The sequence below is a fragment of the Lysinibacillus sp. FSL P4-0201 genome (assembly GCF_038593425.1).
Taxonomy (GTDB): Bacteria; Bacillota; Bacilli; order Bacillales_A; family Planococcaceae; genus Lysinibacillus; species Lysinibacillus capsici.
The window spans coordinates 2,710,266-2,734,419 of the sequence record NZ_CP151995.1 but is presented as its reverse complement, the minus strand read 5'-3'; the positions used below and the strand labels follow the sequence as shown (position 1 = coordinate 2,734,419).

General features: G+C 38.4%; 23 protein-coding genes and 1 riboswitch. Of the genes, 15 read left to right on the top strand and 8 right to left on the bottom strand.

Annotation, left to right across the window (positions count from 1 at the left end; genetic code table 11):
• Positions 1-22: 22 nt before the first annotated feature.
• Both modB and modA read right to left on the bottom strand, forming a co-directional pair.
• Entirely contained in the window at positions 23-679 is a 657-nt protein-coding gene (gene modB / locus MKY76_RS13775; protein ID WP_103118319.1) for a molybdate ABC transporter permease subunit, read from the bottom strand.
• 3 nt (positions 680-682) lie between these two features.
• On the bottom strand, positions 683-1,462 hold the full coding sequence (gene modA, locus MKY76_RS13770; RefSeq protein WP_342556745.1) for a molybdate ABC transporter substrate-binding protein: 780 nt from the start codon (positions 1,460-1,462) through the stop codon (positions 683-685).
• A gap of 163 nt (positions 1,463-1,625) precedes the next feature.
• On the opposite strand from modA, the gene MKY76_RS13765 reads away from it, so the two are divergent.
• The 3 genes from MKY76_RS13765 (at position 1,626) to MKY76_RS13755 (ending at position 4,164) form a co-directional block, all read left to right on the top strand.
• The gene (locus tag MKY76_RS13765; RefSeq protein ID WP_342556744.1) at positions 1,626-2,552 is read left to right on the top strand and encodes a helix-turn-helix transcriptional regulator; all 927 of its coding nucleotides are present in this window, start codon (positions 1,626-1,628) and stop codon (positions 2,550-2,552) included.
• Between the two features lie 229 nt (positions 2,553-2,781).
• The gene (locus MKY76_RS13760; protein ID WP_244205588.1) at positions 2,782-3,408 is read left to right on the top strand and encodes a TRIC cation channel family protein; all 627 of its coding nucleotides are present in this window, start codon (positions 2,782-2,784) and stop codon (positions 3,406-3,408) included.
• Positions 3,409-3,462: 54 nt separating this feature from the next.
• Positions 3,463-4,164, top strand: coding sequence for an NAD-dependent deacylase (locus tag MKY76_RS13755; RefSeq protein ID WP_342556743.1), 702 nt, complete (start codon positions 3,463-3,465; stop codon positions 4,162-4,164).
• 30 nt (positions 4,165-4,194) lie between these two features.
• Here the strand turns inward: MKY76_RS13755 and MKY76_RS13750 are convergent, their stop codons facing one another.
• From MKY76_RS13750 to crcB (MKY76_RS13740), 3 genes are read right to left on the bottom strand one after another with little or no spacing between them, the layout of a single operon-like run.
• Positions 4,195-4,542, bottom strand: coding sequence for a hypothetical protein (locus MKY76_RS13750; protein WP_048392463.1), 348 nt, complete (start codon positions 4,540-4,542; stop codon positions 4,195-4,197).
• Between the two features lie 14 nt (positions 4,543-4,556).
• Positions 4,557-4,886 carry a fluoride efflux transporter CrcB gene (gene crcB, locus MKY76_RS13745; protein WP_131521436.1) on the bottom strand — a complete coding sequence of 110 codons (330 nt, stop codon included), beginning with the start codon at positions 4,884-4,886 and terminating at the stop codon, positions 4,557-4,559.
• Positions 4,883-5,248, bottom strand: coding sequence for a fluoride efflux transporter CrcB (gene crcB / locus MKY76_RS13740; RefSeq protein ID WP_036077245.1), 366 nt, complete (start codon positions 5,246-5,248; stop codon positions 4,883-4,885). Before crcB (MKY76_RS13740) ends, crcB (MKY76_RS13745) begins: the two co-directional genes overlap by 4 nt.
• 967 nt (positions 5,249-6,215) lie before the next feature.
• Here crcB (MKY76_RS13740) and MKY76_RS13735 point away from each other — a divergent pair.
• Positions 6,216-7,958, top strand: a complete 1,743-nt coding sequence (locus tag MKY76_RS13735; protein WP_342556742.1) for an ABC transporter ATP-binding protein — start codon at positions 6,216-6,218, stop codon at positions 7,956-7,958.
• Positions 7,955-9,691: an ABC transporter ATP-binding protein gene (locus MKY76_RS13730; protein ID WP_016994586.1), complete on the top strand. Its 1,737-nt coding sequence runs from the start codon at positions 7,955-7,957 to the stop codon at positions 9,689-9,691. The genes MKY76_RS13735 and MKY76_RS13730 overlap by 4 nt, the downstream gene beginning before the upstream one ends.
• Positions 9,692-9,737: 46 nt before the next feature.
• Here MKY76_RS13730 and MKY76_RS13725 read toward each other — a convergent pair whose 3' ends face one another.
• Positions 9,738-10,106 carry a hypothetical protein gene (locus MKY76_RS13725; protein ID WP_016994585.1) on the bottom strand — a complete coding sequence of 123 codons (369 nt, stop codon included), beginning with the start codon at positions 10,104-10,106 and terminating at the stop codon, positions 9,738-9,740.
• 195 nt (positions 10,107-10,301) lie between these two features.
• Between MKY76_RS13725 and MKY76_RS13720 the strand changes: the two genes are divergently transcribed.
• From MKY76_RS13720 to MKY76_RS13700, 5 genes are all read left to right on the top strand, one after another.
• The gene (locus MKY76_RS13720; RefSeq protein WP_342556741.1) at positions 10,302-10,805 is read left to right on the top strand and encodes an RNA polymerase sigma factor; all 504 of its coding nucleotides are present in this window, start codon (positions 10,302-10,304) and stop codon (positions 10,803-10,805) included.
• Positions 10,795-11,799, top strand: a complete 1,005-nt coding sequence (locus MKY76_RS13715; protein WP_342556740.1) for an anti sigma factor C-terminal domain-containing protein — start codon at positions 10,795-10,797, stop codon at positions 11,797-11,799. Before MKY76_RS13720 ends, MKY76_RS13715 begins: the two co-directional genes overlap by 11 nt.
• Positions 11,800-11,974: 175 nt before the next feature.
• Complete coding sequence (locus MKY76_RS13710) at positions 11,975-12,730, top strand: SDR family oxidoreductase (RefSeq protein ID WP_036077242.1); 756 nt, start codon at positions 11,975-11,977, stop codon at positions 12,728-12,730.
• Positions 12,731-12,788: 58 nt separating this feature from the next.
• Positions 12,789-13,184: a MarR family transcriptional regulator gene (locus tag MKY76_RS13705; RefSeq protein ID WP_175400760.1), complete on the top strand. Its 396-nt coding sequence runs from the start codon at positions 12,789-12,791 to the stop codon at positions 13,182-13,184.
• Between the two features lie 806 nt (positions 13,185-13,990).
• Positions 13,991-14,764, top strand: a complete 774-nt coding sequence (locus MKY76_RS13700) for an IclR family transcriptional regulator (protein ID WP_342556739.1) — start codon at positions 13,991-13,993, stop codon at positions 14,762-14,764.
• A gap of 24 nt (positions 14,765-14,788) precedes the next feature.
• Here MKY76_RS13700 and MKY76_RS13695 read toward each other — a convergent pair whose 3' ends face one another.
• Together MKY76_RS13695 and MKY76_RS13690 are read right to left on the bottom strand one after the other, a co-directional pair.
• A complete protein-coding gene (locus MKY76_RS13695; RefSeq protein ID WP_258860591.1) occupies positions 14,789-15,991 on the bottom strand; it encodes an aminotransferase class V-fold PLP-dependent enzyme in 1,203 nt (400 codons plus the stop codon).
• A gap of 14 nt (positions 15,992-16,005) precedes the next feature.
• Complete coding sequence (locus tag MKY76_RS13690) at positions 16,006-17,094, bottom strand: Xaa-Pro peptidase family protein (RefSeq protein WP_342556738.1); 1,089 nt, start codon at positions 17,092-17,094, stop codon at positions 16,006-16,008.
• 292 nt (positions 17,095-17,386) lie between these two features.
• Between MKY76_RS13690 and MKY76_RS13685 the strand changes: the two genes are divergently transcribed.
• The 5 genes from MKY76_RS13685 to MKY76_RS13665 all read left to right on the top strand — a co-directional run bounded on the left by MKY76_RS13685 (position 17,387) and on the right by MKY76_RS13665 (position 24,116).
• Complete coding sequence (locus tag MKY76_RS13685; RefSeq protein WP_342556737.1) at positions 17,387-18,325, top strand: LCP family protein; 939 nt, start codon at positions 17,387-17,389, stop codon at positions 18,323-18,325.
• A 347-nt stretch (positions 18,326-18,672) separates the two neighbouring features.
• Complete coding sequence (locus MKY76_RS13680; RefSeq protein ID WP_004230560.1) at positions 18,673-18,783, top strand: hypothetical protein; 111 nt, start codon at positions 18,673-18,675, stop codon at positions 18,781-18,783.
• A gap of 149 nt (positions 18,784-18,932) precedes the next feature.
• Entirely contained in the window at positions 18,933-19,493 is a 561-nt protein-coding gene (gene lepB / locus MKY76_RS13675) for a signal peptidase I (protein ID WP_048392477.1), read from the top strand.
• Positions 19,494-19,892: 399 nt separating this feature from the next.
• A riboswitch (purine riboswitch) is annotated at positions 19,893-19,992 on the top strand.
• A 74-nt stretch (positions 19,993-20,066) separates the two neighbouring features.
• Positions 20,067-21,257, top strand: coding sequence for an MFS transporter (locus tag MKY76_RS13670; RefSeq protein WP_342556736.1), 1,191 nt, complete (start codon positions 20,067-20,069; stop codon positions 21,255-21,257).
• A gap of 252 nt (positions 21,258-21,509) precedes the next feature.
• Positions 21,510-24,116, top strand: a complete 2,607-nt coding sequence (locus MKY76_RS13665) for a cation-translocating P-type ATPase (RefSeq protein ID WP_342556735.1) — start codon at positions 21,510-21,512, stop codon at positions 24,114-24,116.
• Positions 24,117-24,154 lie beyond the last annotated feature (38 nt).

Genomic DNA, 24,154 nt, shown 5'->3' with positions numbered 1-24,154 from the left:
TGGCTTGAGCCAACTACCTCTTTTATACTTTCAGGATATGGATACTAAGAAGTAAAAGGAAGGAAATGGCGATCATACACAGAACCCATGTCCAGGCAAGGGGCATGTTTCCAGAATCGATGGCCATATATATTGCTAGCGGTGTTGTTTGTGTTTTCCCTGGAATATTTCCCGCAAACATAAGTGTCGCTCCAAACTCACCCAAAGCTCGTGTGAAGCTTAGAATCCCACCAGAAACAAGTGCCTTTAATGCAAGGGGAATGGACACGTAAAGAAAGACCTGCCATTCATTCGCCCCATCCACACGTGCTGCATTTTCAATATCTCGATCGACAGAGGCAAAGCCAGTTTTAGCTGATTGATACATTAATGGAAAGGCAACGATTGTAGAAGCGATGACGGCCGCCCACCATGTGAACATGATAGGTTGATCGAATAGCCAGATAATGATATCTCCTAACATACTATTTTTCCCGAAAATGACGATAAGCAGGAAACCGACTACTGTAGGAGGTAATACTAATGGTAATAGCAATACCGTTTCTAGCACTAGTTTGCCTTTGAAATCATGGGTTGCCATCCATTTACCCATTAAAATACCTGCTATAATAGCGATGATCCCTGCAACAAAAGCAATTTCGATCGAAAGCCTAAGTGGAGACCAAAAATCGGTACTCATCTTTTATTGAGCCCCTTTAAATCCATACTTTTCAAAGACATCCATAGCTTCATCACTTTGTAAGAAGTGATAAAAATCCTCCGCCTCTTGCCCATGCTTACTAGCTTTTAGAACACCTACAGGATAAATAATCGGTGCGTGCATAGCATCATCGGCAGTTGCCACGACATTGACCTTATCAGAGACAAGGGCATCTGTTTTATAGACCATACCCGCATCCACATTTTCTGTTTCTGTATAAGTAAGTACTTGACGTACATCTTTTGTATACACTACTTTTGATTCGAGTGAATCCCACAATTGCATATTTTTTAATGTGTCCACACCATACTGCCCGGCAGGAACCGTTTCGGGCGTACCGAGTGCAATTTTTCCTGCTTGTTGTAAATCTTCAAAGGATTGAATTTGCTTTTCATTGCTTTTAGGCACGATTAATACTAAATCATTGGCTAAAAGATCCGTTCCTAGCTTTTGATCGATCATTTCTTTCGCTACAAGCGCATCAAATTTATCCTTTGCTGCTGAAAAGAAAAGGTCTGCAGGAGCCCCTTGTAAAATTTGTTGCTGTAAAGCACCTGAACCTCCAAAGTTATAGAGGATTTTGATTGTATCGTGTTGTTGTTCATAAGTTGTTTTCAGTTCTTCTAAGGCATCCTGTAGACTAGCTGCCGCAGAAATTGTTAGTTCAACTGGTTCGTTTGTTGCCGCCTCTTGGTTACCACAGGCTGCTAATAGTCCGACTAGTACTAACATTGTCGCAAATAAACGATAATATTTTTTCACGATGAGTATACTCCTTTTATAACTCGTTATAACAAGACATAACTAATTATAATCAGATATAAATAAAAAAGAAAGTTAGTAAGGGTAGAAAATGTCAAGATGTTCATAAGGCTATAAATACGTTACCATGTAAAATAGAGGCTTATAGGAGGAGAACTTTTACATGTCACAAGAACAATCCTATACGATTGAAGAGGTTGCACAATTATTAAAGGTTTCAAAATTAACAATTTATGATTTAGCGAAAAAGGGTGATTTGCCAGTTTTCCGCGTAGGACGGCAAATGCGGGTAGATCGTGCTGACTTGCAAACCTATATACAAAAACGAAAAACAGGTAGTATGCCAGCTGTGGCACAGGCTTCCATAGCCACTCCTACTAAAAATCATGCGAAAATTATAGTGAGTGGGCAAGATTTAGTATTAGATATTTTAGCAAAATATATCGAGAAACGACGATCTACGAAAGTATTACGCTCACATGAAGGTAGTTTTAATGGTGTAATGGCGTTGTATCACGGAGACTGTGATATTGCGAGTTTACATATGTTTGATGGGGATACAGGAGATTATAATACTCCTTATGTAAAAAAAATCTTTGTCAGCCATGCCTTTGTTCTCATCAATGTTGTATCACGTAAAGCAGGTTTCTATGTTCAAAAGGGGAATCCGCTGGAGATACGCACATTTGAAGATTTCCAAACAAAGACATTCACATTCATCAACCGTGAGAAAGGCTCAGGTGCTCGTACTCTGTTAGATGAGCAATTGCGCATTCACGGTATCGCTCCATCCACGATTGCAGGCTATACCCATGAAGAAATGAGCCACCTCGATGTCGCCTCTGCAGTTGCCAATGGACGTGCAGATGTTGGGATTGGCATTGAAAAAATCGCCAAGCTTATTCAGGTCGATTTTATACCAATGGTCACTGAACGTTACGATATTGTGTTATTAATAACACCAGAAAATCAACCGCTCATCGATATGGTGAAGGAGATTTTAAATACACCTGATTTCCAATCGGAAGTAGCTGCATTAGGAGATTATGACATCTCTTTAATGGGTCAAGTCATGTATGAAACGCTATAATCAAAAATTCATATTGAGTTTAATAAAAAAATCAATTACAATTCTAACTAGGAAATTTTATGGTCGTTGTGTCAATTAGTATGGCACAGCAGCTATATTCTTTTAGGATACATGGTGAGATGGATAAATTAGTAGGTACTACTGCTAGGATATTAGCCCACCATAAAATAGCTTGCGTACTCAATGCGCAACTATTTTATGGTGGGCTTTTTTGTATAGTAAAAAGGAGATGGATGATGTGACATGGTCAGTATTACATATCATTGGCATTATTGCCTACGCCATTAGTGGAGCATTTGTTGCGTTACAGGCCAACTATTCTTTTATTGGCATATTTGTGCTTGGTCTGACAACGTCTTATGGTGGTTCCATTATCCGCAATGTTGTACTGGATATCCCTGTGTCAGATATATGGGAACGGCAATCCTTATTAGTCGTTTTAGTCACGCTGACGACCATTTTATTTGTCAAAAGGAACTGGATTCATCATTGGAACCGCTGGGGCTATTTCTTTGATTCAATTGGCCTAGCTTCTTTCGCAATACAAGGCGGATTGTTAGCAAAAAGCTTACATCACGACCTAGGTATCATTATTATAGCGTCGATGTTTACTGGTGTTGGCGGAGGCATGGTTCGAGATTTGTTAGCTGGTAGAACACCGCTTGCATTAAGAGAAGAAATCCATGCTGTCCTAACATTTGTATGTGCCCTTTGTATATGGTTAGGGTGGGACAGCCCGCTTGAATTGTCAGTCATTGTTATTTTTATAGTAGTGATTCGCATGTTATCTGTGAATAATAAATTAAAATGGAAGCTTCCTTTTAAACATTCCTATAAGAATGCAGAGGAAAAATAGGTTGATTGTCGAAATAGGTGAAGGTAGTTTTAATTCGAAAAAAGGAGGGGGAAAATGGCAATAGAACATTTACGTGAGTGGTTACTATCCTCAAATAATACAGTGATTCTAACAGGAGCGGGCATGTCAACGGAAAGTGGAGTTCCTGATTTCCGTTCAGCATCTGGTTGGTGGAAACAAATGGATCCAAGAACTGTCGCGACAACGGAAGCATTAACAGATCATTACTCATTATTTCATGAATTTTATAAAACACGTATCGAAAACCTAGAAAAGGTGGCTCCCCATGAGGGACATCATATATTAGCTGATTGGGAACGAAGAGGTTTAGTGTCTCTAATCGCTACTCAAAATGTGGATGGTTTTCACCAATTGGCAGGAAGTCAATCCGTCGAGGAGTTACATGGTTCGATCCGGTCTATTCGTTGTCATCGTTGCCAGCAGGCGGCTGTCATGGCAAGCTTCTTGAATAAGGCTAGTTGCGCCCATTGTGGTGGGAAACTTCGTCCAAATGTTGTGCTCTTCGGAGAAAGCCTACCACAAGCAAGCTGGCACTGTTCAATGGAGGCAATTAAAACAGCTGAACTTGTCCTTGTCATTGGAACGAGTCTTGAGGTATATCCCGTCAACCAACTACCTATGATGACAACAGGAAAAACCGTGTATATTAATATGGATATGTCACAGCAGACACCCCCATTTGATCTGACAGTGAGGGGAAAAATAAAAGAAGTGTTGCAAAAACTTCAAATTTAAAAAAGGCGCCCTTGCAATTTCAAGTGGCGCCTAAAACATTTGAGGTAGAAATTCCCTCATGAATCGTTGATTTTTTCGTAACCATATCTTCAAAATCATGCGATGTGTTAACAGTTTATGCCTTTTATTTGGTCTCGCCTTTGCTTCTATGAGGCTCTGTAAAAGAATACAAGTTTCAGTTGCAAAAGCTTGAGGTTCAACGAGAACATCCAGCTTGTAATTAATTAACTGGGCTGTCTGAACCTTGGCAAGTAATTGCGCAAATTGTGTATTCATGGTAGCGTAATTTTCCTCTAATTCTAGGTCAATCAATGCATAGAGCGTTTGCTCTATTTCAACTTCTAATTCCTCCAATAACTCTTTTGACGGCTGTGTCACTAGTTCACCCTCTTTTATACGACTAGATAACCAATAGCTGCACAAAGTACGCCAATTAGCAAGGTACTGGCAATATAGCTAATGGCTTGTCTCCATTTTTGTTGTTCTATAAGCTGTAGACATTCAAATCCAAAAGTAGAAAAAGTTGTGTAGGCTCCTAAAAAACCTATGCCCATTAATTGCCATAACCAATCACTAAGATGTAGGGCAAATAAGAAACCAAGCGCAAAGGAGCCTGTACAATTAATCATAAAAGTCGCCCATGGATAGGGATGTACAAGTAATTTTCCTAAATAAAATCTAGAAAGAGCGCCAAAAAATCCACCAATTCCAACTAAAATCATGCAATACGCCCCCTAGCAAGTCGTATTCCCAGCCATGTGCAAGCTAATCCACCTAAAACACTCACTGTAACATAGAGTACAGCCTGTAGCCACTGGCTATTTTCTAGGAGTAATAGTGTCTCTAAGGAAAATGTCGAAAAGGTAGTAAAAGCTCCACAAAACCCTGTACCTATTCCTAGTATAATAGGTGTGCGTTTTATAAAAGAAGTAAAAAGCCATGCTAGGCAAAAGCAGCCTAGTAAATTTATAAACAGTGTTGTGAATGGAAATACTTCTGTATTTGGAACGGCGAGACTAAGGCTATATCGACAGATGGCACCAAGAATTCCACCAATTCCCACCGCTAGAAATGACCTCAACATAAAAACCCCTTACTGAAAATGACTATAAAGAAAGTGTATCATGAGACAAAAATTTTAGAAATATTTCAATTCAAGTTATGTCCCAAAATCGACTTTTAAAATGTATATAGTGTATAGAAAGGTATAAATGCTCACGAAATAATATTTCGAAATATTATATATGGAAAATGAAATAGATTTTATTACATGGACATTTCTTTATCCATCTTATGTGAATCCGCTGACGGAAAACCCGCTGACGGCTAAACCATAAACGGAAAACCCGCTGACGGCTAAACCATAAACGGAAAACCCGACACTACTAAATAATAATTAACTAAATAATAATTAACTAAATAATAATTAACTAAATAAATAAATAAAGATGATGAGATAAGCATATTGAAGGAGTGCAACAGATGCAAAGAGAATATTCTATTGTCTGCTATTTGGTATCAAAATCACTAGTCTTGTATTTCAGTCTTTAGGTTAATGTCTGTGCCGTAGATTTATTGTAAGGTTATAGACAACACAGTAATTTTAAGCATGTTCTCCCTTTGATTCCTTAGAGCATTTTAATGCTTTAAAGCGCTAACTATTTCCTGAAAATGATAAAAAATAACAGGGTGATAGTTGACAAATATTTCTATAGTGTGATAATCTTCAAGAACACTATAACAAATAAACTAAAGGAGGGCATGACAATGTTAATTTTATCAGTATCAAATTCAATCACAGTTACATACATTGTCCGTGCCTAACGCTTTATTTACTATTGCAGAACTAGGTATGGAATTATCCTGCCTTTTATAAGAGACACTTACTCTTTTAGGGTATGTGTCTTTTTTTGTGCAAAAAAGGTTGTAGTGCAAACAAAAAAGGAGTGTATGTATATGACAAAAACAGTTAGACGAATGATTTTCAAAAAGGAATTTCTAGAAAGTGGGTAGTCATCCACAACAGCACGGAGGAAAGAAGGTTATGATGTATGTTTGATGTGTTAAGTAAATTAGGCTGGTTCTTTAAAAAATACTGGAAGCAATATACGGTGGCCATTGTTTTACTAATGATTGCCAGTGGATTAGAGGTTGTCCCTCCCTATTTACTCGGTTCTATTATAGATCTATTGACTACAGGAGAAATGACACCAGCTATTTTAACAAAGTATGTCTTGATTTTTATTGGAATTATTATTGGGGGCTATTTATTAAATTTTGTGTGGCAATTCCGACTATTTGAAGGAGCTATCAACCTTGAGAAAATTTTACGTCGTAATTTAATGCAGCATTTTTTACGCATGACCCCAACATTTTATGAGAAAAACCGTACCGGTGACCTGATGGCACGTGCAACAAATGACTTAAATGCCGTATCCATGACAGCTGGTTTTGGTATTATGACGTTGATTGATTCAACGATTTATATGGGCTTTATCATTTTTGCGATGGGCTATATGATTTCGTGGAAGCTCACATTTTTCGCCATGTTACCAGTCCCTATTATGGCGATCCTCATCCAATATTTAGGAAAAATTGTTCATGAGCGATATATGAAGGCACAAGATGCTTTTGGGGAGCTAAACGATAGTGTGCTGGAATCTGTAGCAGGAGTGCGAGTAGTGCGTGCCTATGTGCAGGAAAAAAAGGATGAGGCTAATTTTGCAGAGATGAGTGAAGTCGTGTATGCGAAAAATATTCATACAGCAAAAATCAATGCTTTATTTGGCCCAATTACAAAAGTTGGAACAGGCATTAGTTATGTTGTAGCACTTGGTTACGGGGCTCATTTAGTGGCAACAGAGGCGATGACGGTTGGGCAACTGGTCACGTTTAATGTTTATTTAGGTTTGGCTGTTTGGCCAATATTTGCGATTGGTGAGCTCATCAATGTTATGCAGCAGGGGAATGCCTCACTAGATCGTGTGCAGGAAACCTTGAACTACGAGGCGGATGTTCGAAATATTCCGAATCCACAAATGATTGCGACACCAAATGCGATTGGCTTTGATGCCTTAACATTCCAATATCCGATGAGTCAGGTGAAAAACCTACAGCAGATTTCCCTTTCCTTGAAAAAAGGTCAAACCCTTGGCATTGTTGGTAAAACGGGGGCAGGTAAAACAACCTTCCTACGCCAATTATTGCGAGAATACCCAATCGGACAGGGACAGCTTTCCATTGACGGTATCGATATTACGGCTCAAACGAAGGAGCAGATCCTCGACTGGATTGGTTATGTACCACAAGATCATGTGCTATTCTCACGCACTATTCGTGAAAATATATTATTTGGGAAAGAAGATGCAACACAAGCAGAGTTGCAGCAGGCGATACGTGCCGCGTATTTTGAAAAGGATTTAGACAATCTACCAATGGGTCTTGAAACACTTGTTGGAGAAAAGGGTGTCTCTCTTTCAGGCGGTCAAAAACAACGTGTGTCTATTGCTCGTGCTTTAATTAAAGATCCTGAAATTTTAATGCTGGATGATTCGCTTTCCGCTGTCGACGCGAAGACAGAGGCAAGAATTATTGAAAATATTCAGCGTGAACGTCAAGGTAAAACGACGATTATTACGACACATCGCTTGTCTGGTATTCAGCATGCCGATGTCATCATCGTACTGGATGATGGGCAAATTGTAGAGCAGGGAACACATGAGGAACTTCTTGCGCAACAAGGATGGTATAAAGAGCAATTTGACCGTCAGCAGCTAGAAGGAGGTGCCTCATGAGTACGAGTCAACGTTTAACACGCTATGCGATGTATTTTAAAAAGCCGATACTATTAGGCTTATTCTTCCTAACAATTGCCGTATTCACGGAGCTTGTTGGACCGTTTATTGCGAAACATATTATTGATAATTACATGACAATCGGTCATATAGAAATCAAACCGATTACATGGTTGCTCATTGTGTATTTACTTTTAGCCATTGCCACAGCCATATTACGATATTTTATGTATATTTATTTGCAAATTGGGGCAAACCGTGTCATCCAAAAATTACGTAAAGATGTCTTTGAACATATTCAAACTTTACCGATCCAATACTTCGACAATTTACCAGCGGGTAAAATTGTTGCGCGTGTAACAAACGATACAGAGGCAGTTCGGAATTTATATGTACAGGTTCTATCCAATTTTGTGACGAGCTTCATTTCTATTTTTGGGGTGTATATAGCGCTCTTTATTTTAAATTGGAAAATGGCAATGCTTGCTTTAACCATGATTCCAATTGTTTATGTATGGATGATTTTATATCGAAAATTTGCCTCTAAATACAACGATGTCATTCGTACAAAAATTGCAGATATTAATGCCATGATTAATGAATCCATTCAGGGCATGACAATTATTCAGGCGTTCCGTCGTGAGCAGCAAATGACGAAGGAATTTGATGACATGAATAATGAGCATTATGCGTATGAGCGTAAGCTGCTGGTGCTTGATTCAGCTACATCCTTTAACCTTGTGAATACGCTAAGACTTATCATGTTTACGGTCTTTATCTTCTACTTTGGTACACGCTCCTTTACAGCAACTGAAGTGATTACAGCAGGGACATTGTATGCATTTGTTGATTACTTAACAAAGCTATTTAATCCGATTACGAATATTGTAAATCAATTTTCACAGCTTGAGCGTTCACTCATTGCAGGCAAGCGTGTCTTCGAGGTGCTAGATACGAAAGGTGAACCTGTTTCTGAAAAGAGTATCCCACGATATAAAGGAAATGTGGTTTTCGAAGATGTGTCCTTTGCCTATAAAGATAATGAATATGTGCTGAAAAACCTGTCATTTGAAGCACATCAAGGTGAAACAATTGCTTTAGTTGGTCATACAGGTTCAGGGAAAAGTTCCATTATGAACTTGCTGTTCCGCTTCTACGACCCGTCAAAAGGCAAAATTACCATTGATGGCATTGATATTACCTCTGTTCCACGTCAAACGATGCGTGAACATATGGGTATTGTGCTACAGGACCCTTACTTATTTACGGGTACGATTGCATCCAATGTTAGCTTAAACAACCCGCGCATCTCTCATGAGAAAATAGTAGCTTCCTTAAATGCTGTCGGGGGAGAACGTGTTTTAGCTAATTTACCAAATGGCTATGAGGAGCCAGTTATTGAGAAGGGCAGTACCTTATCTTCAGGACAACGTCAGTTGATTTCGTTTGCACGTGCCCTGGCGTTTGATCCAGCCATTTTAATATTGGATGAAGCGACATCGAATATTGATACGGAAACGGAAGAAATTATTCAGCATGCGATGGATGTCCTGAAAAAAGGACGGACAACGTTTATTATTGCCCATCGACTTTCAACGATTAAAAATGCAGATCGTATTCTTGTACTTGATCGAGGAAAAATTGTAGAAAACGGCACGCATGATGAACTGCTAGCGCTTGGCGGAATTTATGACAAAATGTATCAAATGCAGGCGAACTCCTTACAACAATAGTAATAGCTAGAAAAGCCCCACTTCAACTGAAGCGGGGCTTTTCTATTTATCTTACATATTTGAAAACATTGACAAAGAATAACAGAACAGACAGCGCTACAGCAATACCACCACCGGACACAAAAAGCTCAAATAACCAGCGTGGTACATCCCAATACACCATCATCATGCCAACAAAAAGGAAGGGTAAACCAAGATTGTAAAGCCAGAATTGTGCTTTAGCGAGACCTGTCTCCGCAGCATTTTTATAAATCGAATAAATTAAACCAATGAATCCAGTAGTCAGCCAACCTACCACACCAATATGAGCATGTGTCGCTTTCCATTGAAGTTGAACCGTATAATGCATAAACAGGCCAAAAGCAAAAACAATCAATAAATAAAAGACTGAAACCTTTATCCATTTAGCACCCATTATCCACAACTCCTTTCTTGAAAGTGATTTTAGCTAGCTGCTACAGTATATTCTTGTCAAATTAAAAAGATGCTTGTATGTATTTGAAAATAAATGTAGTTGGTTTTCACTAAACTAAAAAATTTAATGGTGAATTTTAGTAATATGTAAACTTTTCATGGAGTTCTGCGTTGTATAGGCAGAAGGGAGGTAGACATGGTACAACAATCAATGAATGCGTTTCTACGGCAAGCAGGAACGCTGCTATATCGTTATTTGAGAAAACGTGGATTAACCCATGAGGATGCAGAAGATATCGTCCAAGATACATGTTATAAATTTTTATTACATAAAAATGGAATTCAGTCAGACAAAGTAATGAGTTGGTTATATCGTGTAGCAACCAATCAATTTTATGATCTCAAGAGAAAAGAAACACGTCATCCAACAACAGAATTAGAGGAAGTTCAATTGACTTCATTCATTCATATTCCTGAGATCCAGATGCTAAAGAAAGAAAAATTAAAGGACATACAGAACACACTGGAAACGCTATCCATTTTGCATCAGGAATTATTAATCCTGAAATATGAGCTGGGATTATCGTATAAGGAAATTTCAGCCTTGATGAATAAGAATGAAAACACACTAAAAACGCATGTCAGACGTGCTAGGGAAGAATTTACTGAACGATTTAAGGAGGATATTCATGATGAATAATGAAGAAAATGAATTTTTGTTTGATGATAGACAAACGAAAAAAATAATGAGAAAGGCAAGGTTTTGGTCAACAGTCAAAATGATTGGGATTACATTAATCGTTACCCCCGTTGTGCTAATAGCATTATGGTATGGGCTGAGGGCTTTATCGTTAAATAGTGCGCAAAAAGTAATGGATGATATTCATTTATTTAACGAAATAAGTGGGTCCAATGTCCAAATTAGTAATCAGGTTTATGACGATCATTTGCTGGGAGGGAAAATAACAACAACAACCTATAAGGTGCTTGGAGAGCAGCATCGGCCCTATATTTGGAAGCCTATCAAAAGCGATTATAATTTATTTGGAACGCTTACACGAACGGCCATTTCTAGCCCCATTCAAATAGAAGGTTCAGAATCACTGGCAGAAACATATCAATTCGAACGGTTTAATGACTACACAGGTGACCGAGAAATGTTTTTTTATCATCCAAAGATTTCCTACGACCATTATCAAGATAAGATTAGTGAACTGCGCCAATTGGAGAAAAATACTTTAGTAGAAATAGCTATTTCCTTTGATGATGCTTATAGTTTGGATGAAATTAAAAGCAAGCTACCTTCTGAAGTACAAGTAGATTGGTGGTGGGTGGATGCCTATACAGATGATACACTAGATTTTTTTAAGCGAGGACAGAGTACGATTGCAGCCAATGGTCCTTACATTTACGGCTTCCAATCAGAGTCATCCAAACCAAAACCCCGACGCTCTTCAAACGACGAGGTTGAGACCTTTATTCGAAACATTGAGCTTCTTCGTAAAAGCAAGAATTTTGAGTGGGAAACAAACCAGGTTTATCAATCTTTAGTAGGGGAAAATGGAAGCCTGGAGAAAAGCGATGTGAAAATAACTGGGGCTGTAGTCACTGGTACTCCAGAGCAATTGCAGTCATTACAAGGACAAACCTACATTAAAGGGTCTATATTTGGTGTAATATCAAATCAGAAATAGAGCGCTGGAAAAGAGTAATCGGCACAATCATGTAGGAAAGATCAATTTTAGAAAAAGCTTATTTTGGATGAACCCTTCTCCAGAATAGGCTTTTTTATCTGAAGCAATTTAGTTTAAAATTAAATAGTTTAATGTTAAACTATTAACAGAGAAACAAGAAGGAGATGTTGTTGCAGTGGGTAAACTACAAAACAAAGTGGTCATCATTACTGGCGGTGCAGGTGGTATTGGTAGTGGAATGGCAAAAGCTATGGTAAAGGAAGGGGCGATTGTTACAATTGTTGACTTAAATGCAGAAGCAGGCGAGGCAATGGCAAAAGAATTACAAGAAATGTCGCCAAAGTCTATGTTTTTACAGGCTAATCTAATGGAACGCGACCAATTACCAAAAATTATTGATACAGTCGTAGAAAAATACGGTAAACTAGATGTGCTAGTTAATAACGCTCATGCTGCTAAACAAGTTACAATAGAAGAAACTACACAAGCAGATCTTGACTTGTCATTTGGGACAGGTTTTTATCCAACCTTCTATTTAATGCAAGCAGCACTACCGCATTTAAAAGAAACTAAGGGTAATATTATTAACTTTGCATCTGGAGCAGGCATTCAAGGTCATGAAACACAGGCTGCTTATGCCGCTGCTAAGGAAGCCATTCGTGGTATTTCTCGTGTTGCCGCAAATGAATGGGGACGTTTTGGTATTAATGTCAATATCATTAGTCCGCTTGCTGATTCACCAGGTGTACAAGCATGGGCAAAAGCACAGCCAGAGTATTATGAAGCGGTGAGAAGTAAAATTCCGTTAGGTCGTTTTGGTGATATTGAGCAAGATATCGGTCGAGTAGCTGTTTTCTTAGCTTCTGACGATTCTCAATACATTACAGGTCAAACGATTATGGTGGATGGAGGCTCACTAATGCTTCATTAATTCTCAGCGTTTGAGGAGGATTTTTTTGAAACAGACAAATATTTTTAAACTGATTCATATGATTGAACAGGTGAACAATGCGAATATTATACGTTTTACAAAAGCGTTCCCATATCCTTTAGGAATTTCACCAATTTTAGTTTTAAATGAGCTACATGTCAAAGGCCCTCAAAAACAGGCGGAATTAGCTGAAACAATCGGCTATACAAAAGGTGCGATGACGAGCATAGCTGAAAAGCTGGTCAAGCTTGGATTAGCAGAAAGACTATATGATCCATCCGACCGTCGCACCATTCGCTTACAAATTACAGATGAGGGTCAAAGTGCTTTAGCAAAGGCTCAATCTATCGGGAAAGAGGTCTTTGTACAGCTTTTTGAAGTATTAGATGATGAGGAAATTGCCCAATACTTGCGGATTCAAGAAAAATTAGTACAGGGTATCCAGCAGAAATAGCCATGTAAAAAATCAACCTACCTTTTAAGAGGTGGGTTGATTTTTCATTGTTTAGGCGGATAACTGGTGGATAAAACTCAAAATGTGACGGATAGAAAGAGGAATCTAGCGGATAGCCTTCTTTTTTTGCATGATAGAATGGCTCATAGTGGATAGAATGTCCAAACCGGTGGATAAAACTCAAAATGTGACGGATAGAAAGAGGATTCTGACGGATAGCCTTCCTTTTTTGCGTGATAGAATGGCTTTAAATGGATAGAATGTCCAAACTAGTGGATAAAACTCAAAATGTGACCGATAGAATGAGGAATCTAGCGGATAGCCTTCTTTTTTTGCGTGATAGAATGGCTCTAAGTGGATAGAATGTCCAAACTGGTGGATAAAACTCAAAATGTGACGGATAGAAAGAGGAATCTAGCGGATAGCCTTCTTTTTTTGCTTGATAGAATGGCTCTAAATGGATAGGATGTCCAAACTGGCGGATAAAACTCAAAATGTGACGGATAGAAAGAGGAATCTAGCGGATAGCCTTCCTTTTTTACGTGATAGAATGGCTCTAAGTGGATAGAATGTCCAAACTGGTGGATAAAACTCAAAATGTGACGGATAGAAAGAGGAATCTAGCGGATAGCCTTCTTTTTTTGCTTGATAGCCATGCTCTGCACAATCTGAATGTTCATATGAACTGCTTAAATTAAATAGTTTATTTAAAATCTAATTGTAAAATAGTTGAATTTATTGAAAATTGTCCGTGTTCATTTTATAATCAAAATACGGTTCTATTATAGAGACATTTGAGGTGTGAAATGACATTAAAAACATTAGATAACTCGTTGGAGGTACTGAAATATTTTAATAAAGAAAATCCTACATGGGGTGTTCGTGAGCTAGCGAAAGAGATGGATATTAGTCACTCCATTATTTATCGGATTTTAGCAACCTTTGAAAAACAAGGCTTTCTTATTCAAAATCCTGAGACAAAAAAATATGAATTAGGGCTTCGCTTTTTAGAATATGGTCAGATGGTTAAAGATAAATTAAATCTTTCTGACTTTGTTTTACCAATTATGATCAATCTTGCAGATACCATCAAGGAATCCGTATTTTTAACATGGCTAGATGGAACAGATGGTGTCACAGTGGAAATAGCTGAGAGCTCTCAAACCATTAAGTTTTCGGTGTCGATTGGCACGCGGACACCACTACATATCGGGGCATCTTGTAAAGTCATCATGGCTTATCTACCTGAAGAGAGAAAAAAAGAAATCATGGAGCATGGGATGAAAAGGTTAACGCCTGAAACCATTACTGACCCTGATGAAATGTTAGCCGATTTAGAAAAAATACAACAGCAAGGCTGGTGCTTTTCAACGGGAGAGTACTCTCATTCCGTATTTGGGCTCGGTGTACCTCTTTTTAACAGTAAAAAAGAAGTCATTGCCTCTTTAACAATTGCTGGTCCTATTTATCGTAAGCCAATAGAGGAGAAGTTACCTGATATGGTGAATGTTCTTCAATATGGAGCGATGAATATTCAACGGTATTTCGATCAATACAGCTTTAAATTATATCATGAATAAGCATGAAAAAGAGGCTCAAGATAGTTAATGTCTATCTTGAGCCTTTGCTTGGATTTCTCTCATGATGGATACAGCTGTGTCGATTTCTTCAAACGTATTAAAATAGTGTGGTGAAAAACGTGCCATTTTAGTAATCTGATTGCGTTCCATAATGGTATTCGCCATAAATGTGCCAGCTTCAATGATGACCCCTTGGTCTGCTAAAGCATTGGTTAGCTCATCTGGTGACAGCCCTTCAATGTTAAACGGCGTAATCGATAATCGATGAGCACTATTTTGAGGACCATATAAGACAATGCCTGGAATGGTGGCAAGCTGTTCAATTAAATAGTTTGTTAGCTGCTTTACACGATCATATATGTGGTGGATACCAATATTGTTCGCATAATCAATAGCTGCCCCTAATCCGAAAATACTTGGAATGATCGGACAACCTGGCTCAAAACGTTTAGCTGTTTCTAAAAATGAATAGGCATTGTTCTGATAATCCCACTGGGTGCTGCCCCAGCCAATCATAATAGGCGTCAATGTTGGAATGAGTGCTTCTCGTACATATAAAATACCTGATCCTTCAGGACCGCGTAGCCATTTTCGTCCACATGCAACTAGAAAGTCACAGCCAAGCTCGGCAACATTCATTGGTGTTAAACCAAGTGTTTGATTGGCATTCATCAATGTTAGTACATTGTGTTGCTGGGCTAGCTGACATATTTCTTTGGCAGGCTGGAGTGCCCCAGCAGCATTGGACATATGGGCAAAGGCAATCAATTTTGTTTGTGGTGTGATGAGTTGCTCAAGTGCATTTAAATCTACCATATATTCATCATTGGTTTTTAACACTTTCAGCTGAACCCCTTGCTGCTGAAGGGCAAGCCAAGGCACATAGTTACTCAACATTTCTGTGTCGAGCACTATAACCTCATCCCCCTGTTTCCATTGCAAGCCTCCAGCGACATAATTAATCGCCACTGAACCGTTTGGCATAAAGGCAATTTCCTCTTTTATTGCGCCGATGAACAATGCGGCTTTTTCTCGAATACGCTCTACTTGCGCATACGTTTCTTGACGAAAAGAGGGCAGGTAGGGACCAATACTTGCTTGTTTTTGGAGATAGCTAGTCATTGCATCCACGACTGGCTGTGGCATGGCAGATGCAGCAGCTGTGTTTAGATATATATAGTGTTCAAGTAGCGGCATATCCTGTTGTATTTTCCTCATATCGATCATTGTACACACCAACCTTATAAAATGATTAATTCTTTCGAATAGGTCATTAAATTTTCGTAACCATCTTCTGTAACAATTAAATTATCCTCGATACGAACACCACCAACATCCTGCACATAGATACCTGGCTCCACGGTAAAGGCCATGCCTGGCTTTAACACTAGTTGATTCCGCTGCATCATATAAGGCTCTTCATGTGCGCTTAAACCAATGCCGTGGCCAAGTCGGTGTGTGAAATAATCGCCATAGCCAGCATCGCGAATAATGCCTCTTGCCAGATCATCAATGGCATGAGCTGTCATGCCCGGTTTTATGGCTTCTATGGCTGTTTCATTTGCTTGCTTCACAACGCTATAAATTGTTTTGAGCGTTGGTGAAACTTCTCCTAAAGCAACCGTTCTAGTCATATCCGCCACATACCCCTTATAAATCGCGCCAAAATCTATGACGATTAATTCACCTGTCTCTATTTTCTTTGTGCTCGCTCTACCATGAGGAAGTGCACCTCGATAACCAGAAGCAACAATGGTTCCAAAAGGTGTTCCCTCTGATCCACGTCGTCTCATTTCATATTCTAATTGGGCTGCGACTTCCATTTCTGAAATACCAGCTTGAATAATCGGTAATGTGGCTGCAAGACTTTCTTCGACAATCTGTACAGCCTGACGCATGAGTGCTATTTCGTGTTCATCTTTTTCCATACGTATATCACGAATGGTTTCACCGATATCACATAAATTGTCATATGTAAGGCTTTCGATAGCTTTCTGCTCCTTCACGCGCATGGTGTCAAACTCAACGCCAAGTGTCTGCGCTGTTGCTAGTTCTTTTTTTAGTTGCTGGATGGCCTGTGTGGGTCCTTCCTCATCCGAATAGGATAAGATTGTCCCACCATAACTTACGTCTATTTTTGTTAATTCTACTTGTGGAACGAGAAAGTATAATTGATGATGAGCAGTAATAGCGGCTACTGTTAGGCGTTCACTTTGCTTTAACTGGAGACCTGTAAAATAATACATGTTTGACCCTGGCACTAGTACTGCTACATCAATTGACTGTTGCTGCATACGGGAAACAAGCTGTTCTCTTCTTTTTTGAAACATTGAGTGATTCCTCCTAAAAACGTTTCTATTATAGAGACGTTGTATCTGAAAAATAGTATATATCAACAATAATGAATTTTCAATAAATTAAGATAGCATCATTTTGATAGAGGGAAATGAATGTAAAAGGAAGATAATTGACAAATGAGGGAATAGTATGTTGTAAATTTAGTAAATACTAGTGTACGTCTTTTTTTCGTTCATTATGCATATAAGTAGACTAGATAAACTTTTTTCCAACTTAATACGTCAAAAAGAGGGGCAAAATTGTTAAGCAAGAAAGGACTTATGTATGGAAAAAAACATGAAACGCTCAAAAGAGAAAAAGAGCAAGAAAAAATTATGGCTGTGGATTGTTGGTAGCCTATTAGCAATTTTTTTGATTTTTATAGGTACTGCCTACTTTACCATCCAAAAAACTATGAATAAAATAAATACACCACTTATTCAAACAACAGATGCAGCACAACCAGAAGAAAAAACAGTGATTAAAAAAGATCCATTTTCGGTTCTAATGCTTGGGGTCGATGAACGAAAAGATGATAGTGGTCGTTCCGATACCATGATTGTAATCACTGTGAATCCTGAAAAGCAGACGATGAAAATGCTTAGTATACCCCGTGATACTCGAACAGAAATCGTTGGTCATGATACAGTAGATAAGATTAATCATGCCTATGCCTTTGGAGGCGTCCCGATGGCTGTGGATACGGTCGAAAATTTTTTAAATATACCCATCGATTATTATGTATTTATTAATATGGAGGGCTTTTTACAAATTATTGATACGCTGGGTGGCGTAACAATCGATAATGATATGGATTTAACCTTTGACGACTACCATTATCCAAAGGGAGAAATCACATTAGATGGTAATGAGGCCCTTATTTTTTCTCGTATTCGTTATGAAGATCCACGAGGTGATTTTGGACGTCAAATTCGACAACGTCAAATCATTGAAGCGGTGATGAAAAAAGCCTCCACACCATCAACATTATTAAAAGCAACCGATATGTTGAATGTACTAGGCGACAATGTTCGCATGAATTTTTCAGTGAAGGACCTTATTCAGCTACAAGGTATTTATAAAAAAATGGATAAGGATATTGAGCAGTTATCGTTTGAAGAGGGCGAAGGTGAAAGGATTAACCGCATTTGGTACTATATTCCGAATGAGGCAGAGCTTCAAAAAATACAAACAGATTTACAAAACCATTTAAAAAGTAAGTAAGCAAGTTGCTTACAAATGTCGCATATTAGTTGTTAACTTTTTGGCCACGAGGGGAGGGAGATGAATGAATGGGAGGACCCAGGTGCTGAGGTATACAGCGCTGAATCATTGCATGCAAAGCTATGTACCTAAACGTAAAGTGCGAAAAAATCCAGTCCAATCAGCAATTAGAGGCCTACAAGTATTATGTTTAAAATTATTTATGTAAGGGATAAAAAATCATTCAGGTAGGGTGCATGCCTAGTTGAATGATTTTTTTGCTGTTATTCATCATTTTTCGATATTTCTTGAAATATCAGAAAATTAAGTGTATACTGACATTAGAAATGGTTAAAGGAGTGATTGTGATGATTGTAGGCACAATTTTATTAGCATTTGCATTACCAGTGGGTATCGTATTAGCAGTAGATTTATTAAACGAGCAGCATCACTCTGCTACACAAACTAACCATTCATAACGTTGAAACAGTAAAATATCAATTTCTAGACAATGTTACTTTGTAGCCTTGTCTATTTTTCTATGAATAGGAAACAATTTGTGTGATTCATTCGTCAATAATAGTGAGAAAATGTTATACTATTAAAAAAACAGTATCGGGGAATGAGCATGCAAGCGGAAAAAACATCCAATCTTAAAAAAGAAATATTATCCTACATCAAAATTATTGTCATTACAGCTGTTGTTGTTTTTGGCTGTAAGCAATTCTTATTTGCGCCGATTAAAGTACAGGGAGCATCTATGTATCCAACTTATCACGATAAGGATATTATTATTGTAAGCAAAACAAGTAAAATCGAGCGTTTTGATCAAATTGTTTTCCAATCTCCTGTCGAAGATGAGTTATATATTAAACGTGTCATCGGTCTTCCAGGGGATAAAGTGGAAATGAAAGATGATGTATTGTACGTCAATGGCAAAGCATATAAAGAAGATTATGTGAACCGTCAAACGGATGATCCTAATCAATTACGCATTACGGAAAACTTTACATTGGAACAATTAGTGAATGAAAAAGAAGTGCCAGAGGGCATGTATTTTGTGCTTGGTGACAATCGCCTAAAAAGTAGTGACAGTCGCCATTATGGTTTAATTTCAGAGGATGCTGTATATGGTGAATCGAAATTAATACTATATCCATTTAGTCATTTTCATATTGGCTCAAAATGATGAAAAAAGAGGTCACTCCATTGAGTAGCCTCTTTTTTATTGTTGGGGTAAATCGGTACAGCTTTTATAAGTGGGATAATAGACACAAATCCTTGAATTTTCAACGGTTTCCTTGATGGGCGATGGCTTACTTTTCATGGGAGATTGCATTGCTGGTTCTTCATTTGTGAACGCTTCTTCTACTAATTCTACGCCATAAAATAGTATTAAAAAATAGCAGACAAATCCTACTATACGCAAACAATCACCTCGTAAAATAGTTATTGTATGTTTATATATATGGTCAAATTCGTCGAAATATAAGCAGAAAATCGAAATTTTCTCTTGCCCAAAAGATTTTTAGAGGCAATGAATTCTATGAAAAAAGCTATTGTCAATGAAATTTTGATGTGCTACTATAGCTAAAGTAAATATTTGATCTGTATAACCTCAATAATATGGATTGAGGGTCTCTACCAGGAACCATAAAATCCTGACTACAAAACTTTGCTTCATTTTTGTAGTCAGGATTTTTTTAGTTTGTTTTAAAACAATCTCCTACAAAAATGAACGTGTATCGAAGGGGAGATTACGATGAATTGGAGAGTTTATATTCTTGCTGTGACTACCTTTGCAGTAGGGTTAGTTGAATTAATTGTTGGTGGAATCCTGCCAAATATTGCAGAGGATTTAGATGTGTCTTTAGCGACAGCGGGACAATTAATTACTATTTTTGCACTTGTTTATGCGATTTCTGCGCCTGTCCTACTATCCTTGACAGCCAAGGTGGAACGCAAGCGCTTATTCCTTATTTCTTTATTTATTTTTACGTTAGGAAATCTAATGACCTTCTTTAGTACAACGTTTATCATTGTGCTAATCGCACGTATTTTCACAGCTATGAGTACAGCGTTAGTGATTGTTTTATCATTAACGATTACAACTAAAATCGTAGAGCCTCGCCATCGTGCTAAAGCACTGGGGCTTGTTTTTATGGGGGTAAGTTCTGCGCTGGTGATCGGTGTGCCAATGGGTATTTTTATTACAGAAGCGTTTGGCTGGCGAGCTGTATTTTTAGGTATTAGTATCCTATCAACGATTTCAATGATATTAATTGCTTTATTACTTGAAAAAATGCCAATTGGAGAAGTAGTGCCACTCAAGGCGCAAATTAAATCCCTGGCGAATTTGAAAATCCTGACAGCACAGTTAACTACCCTATTTATGCTAGCGGGCCATTACATGCTCTACGCCTATTTAACACCATTTTTAGTAGAGGCATTTGATATGAATGCTTCATGGATTAGTATTTGTTACTTAATTTTTGGTATTGCCTCTGTTAGTGGAAATGCTGTAGGTGGATGGGTGAGTGATAAAATTGGCACAAGTAAAGCCATTATTTTAATTGTCTCAGCCTTTGCCATTGTCTTATTCAGTATTCCTTATACAATTATTGCCCTTCCACTGTTTTTAGTGTTTACGGTTTTATGGGGTGCATTGAGCTGGGCACTGACACCGCCATTACAAAATTACTTAATTCAGGCGGATCCTCAATCATCGGATATTCAGCAAAGCCTAAATACAGCTGCTCTACAAATTGGTATTTCTATCGGATCAGCAGTTGGTGGCGCAATGTTTGCATGGACAGGATCTGTAATGCACCTCGCTAGCTTCGGTACGATTCTAGTTCTGTGTGCCTTAGGCTGCGCGATCTTTTCTATTAAAAGAGCACCTCTTAGACAGGAGCAGCACGTAGATTATCAATCAGCACACCATCATTCATAATCGAACAATCGCCATGAAAGGTATTGGGAAAGCCGTCCCAATACCTTTTTAAATTGGTTTGCATGAATCTATTTTCGTACACTTTCCAAAATTAATTTCTCTATGGTTTCTTAGCATACTCTAATTATCTATGGAATAGATTGTTGTAGTTAATGAATTTACAGATTTGAGTAGTTTGAGATTTTAAGAGCGAATATTATTTTTTAAGAATAGTAGGAGACTTTCAAATCTTGTAAATGGAAGGAGAATCCAATGACTGAATATCATCAACAATCATCTGCTGAAGTCATGAAGATATTGAACGTCACCACGCAAGGTTTGACTGATGATGACGTCCAAAAGAGGCAACAGGTCTATGGCTATAATGTATTAGAGGAAGGGAAAAAAACAAGTACGTTGGCTGTTTTTATGGGCCAATTCAAAGATTTATTGGTCATCATTTTACTTGTTGCTGCCTTCGTTTCCTTTCTACTAGGAGAAGTAGAAAGCACCATTGTAATCATGATTGTGGTTATTTTAAATGCCATTTTAGGTACAGTGCAGCATGTCAAGGCAGAGCAATCATTAGATAATCTGAAAGCATTGACCTCTCCCATTGCCAAGGTCATGCGCAATAATCGACTAGTAGAAATTCCTTCTGAAGAAATTGTGGTAGGGGACCTTCTGATGTTGGAGGCGGGAGATTATATTAATGCGGATGGAAGACTACTAGAAAGCCATAATTTACACATCAACGAAAGCTCTCTTACAGGTGAATCGATAGCTGTGGCAAAAAGCACAGACCCTATTCGAAAAAACAATATCACCATTGCGGATAAAAAAAATATGGTGTACTCAGGAAGCTTTGTGACCAATGGACGTGGCATCGTGATGGTTACGGCAATTGGGATGCAGACGGAAATCGGAAAAATTGCGAATTTACTCGATACAGCCAAGGAAAAGAAAACACCATTACAAATTAGTCTCGATCAATTCGGTGAAAAGTTAGCCTTAGGGATTACGCTGATTTGTTTAGCAATCTTTACGATTGACCTTATCCGAGGACGAGCCTTAGTAGAGTCCTTTATGTTTGCCGTATCTCTTGCCGTTGCGGCTATCCCAGAGGCTTTGAGTTCCATCGTGACGATCGTATTAGCTTTTGGCACCCAAAAGATGGCGAAGGAAAATGCGATTATTCGCAAGCTTTATGCTGTGGAAAGCTTGGGGAGTGTATCGGTCATTTGCTCTGATAAAACAGGTACTTTAACAGAAAATAAAATGGTGGTACAGGAAGTTTTTGTAGATCAGAAGAAGATTCCCCATGATTGGCTTAATCCAACGAACCCAGTGGAAAAAGAGTTAATGGTAAAAGCGCTTTTATGTAGTGATGCTGTCGAGCGCGAGCAGAAAGAAATTGGTGATCCTACAGAAATTGCGCTTGTGAAATTGGGGAAACAATATGGTTTAGATGAATTGAAGATACGTGAGCAATATCCAAGACTGGCTGAAATTCCATTTGATTCGGCGAGGAAGCTCATGAGCACTGTCAATCAGATGGACAAGCAGCCCATCATGATTACCAAAGGGGCTCTGGATGTACTCTTACCAAAAGTGACACGAATCAAAACATCAACAGGTATTTTTGAGATAACCCCGCAGCATCGCCAGAAAATCGAGGCGGTGAATCGTGATTTTTCTATGAATGGTTTAAGGGTGTTAGCCATTGCTTATAAGGAGGTATTGCCTCTACAAAAAGTCGATCCACGAGCGGAACGAGATTTAATCTTTGTCGGCTTAGTAGCGATGATGGACCCTCCGAGAAAAGAGTCGAAAGAGGCTGTGGAAAGCTGTATAAAGGCAGGTATTAAACCCGTCATGATTACAGGAGACCATAAAATTACAGCAACCGCGATTGCCGAACAAATTGGTATTTTGCAAAATCCAGCTGAAGCTATAGAGGGACATGCACTCGAAGGCTTAACTGATCAAGAGCTGCAAGAGAAAGTACAGGATTATTCTGTTTATGCCCGTGTTACACCAGCCCAAAAAATTCGAATTGTTAAAGCATGGCAGGATAAAGGACATGTGGTGGCCATGACAGGAGACGGTGTCAATGATGGACCTGCTTTGAAGCAAGCAGATATTGGGGTGGCTATGGGCGTAACAGGCACAGAGGTTGCAAAAGATGCCTCATCCATGATTTTAACGGATGACAATTTTTCAACAATTGTTAAAGCAATCGCCAATGGCCGTAGCATCTATACAAATATTAAAAATGCCATTCTGTTCTTATTATCTGGAAATGCAGGCGCTATTTTTGTCGTGTTATATGCAACGGTTCTGGGCTTACCTGTTCCTTTTGCACCTGTCCATCTTCTATTCATCAACTTATTAACAGATAGTCTGCCTGCTATTGCCATCGGTTTAGAGCCAAATAATAAGAAAACAATGAAGGACAAGCCTAGAAACATTCATACTCCTTTATTAAATAAAAAATTTACCACACAAGTTGTGCTTGAAGGGATATTAATCGCCATCTCCACCATTATTGCGTTTCAAATCGGTTTATCCACAGGCGATACGTTAACAGCAAGCACGATGGCCTTTACAACACTATGCCTGTCAAGGTTAGTGCATGGCTTTAATTCTCGATCCAAACAATCCATCTTTGCGATTGGTGTATTTTCGAATAAATATACGTGGTTCGCCTTTATCATTGGTGTGCTAAGTTTACACATGGTCTTATTTATGCCGATGCTTACAACGGTCTTTGAGGTAGCTCCATTAACACCTGCTCAGCTAGGCTTTATTTATAGCCTATCGGTGTTACCATTCCTAGTCAATCAATGGTATAAGCTACTGTTCGTGAGAAATCGATAAAGATTAAAAAAAGAAGCTTCCGTTAGTTATTAAAACGG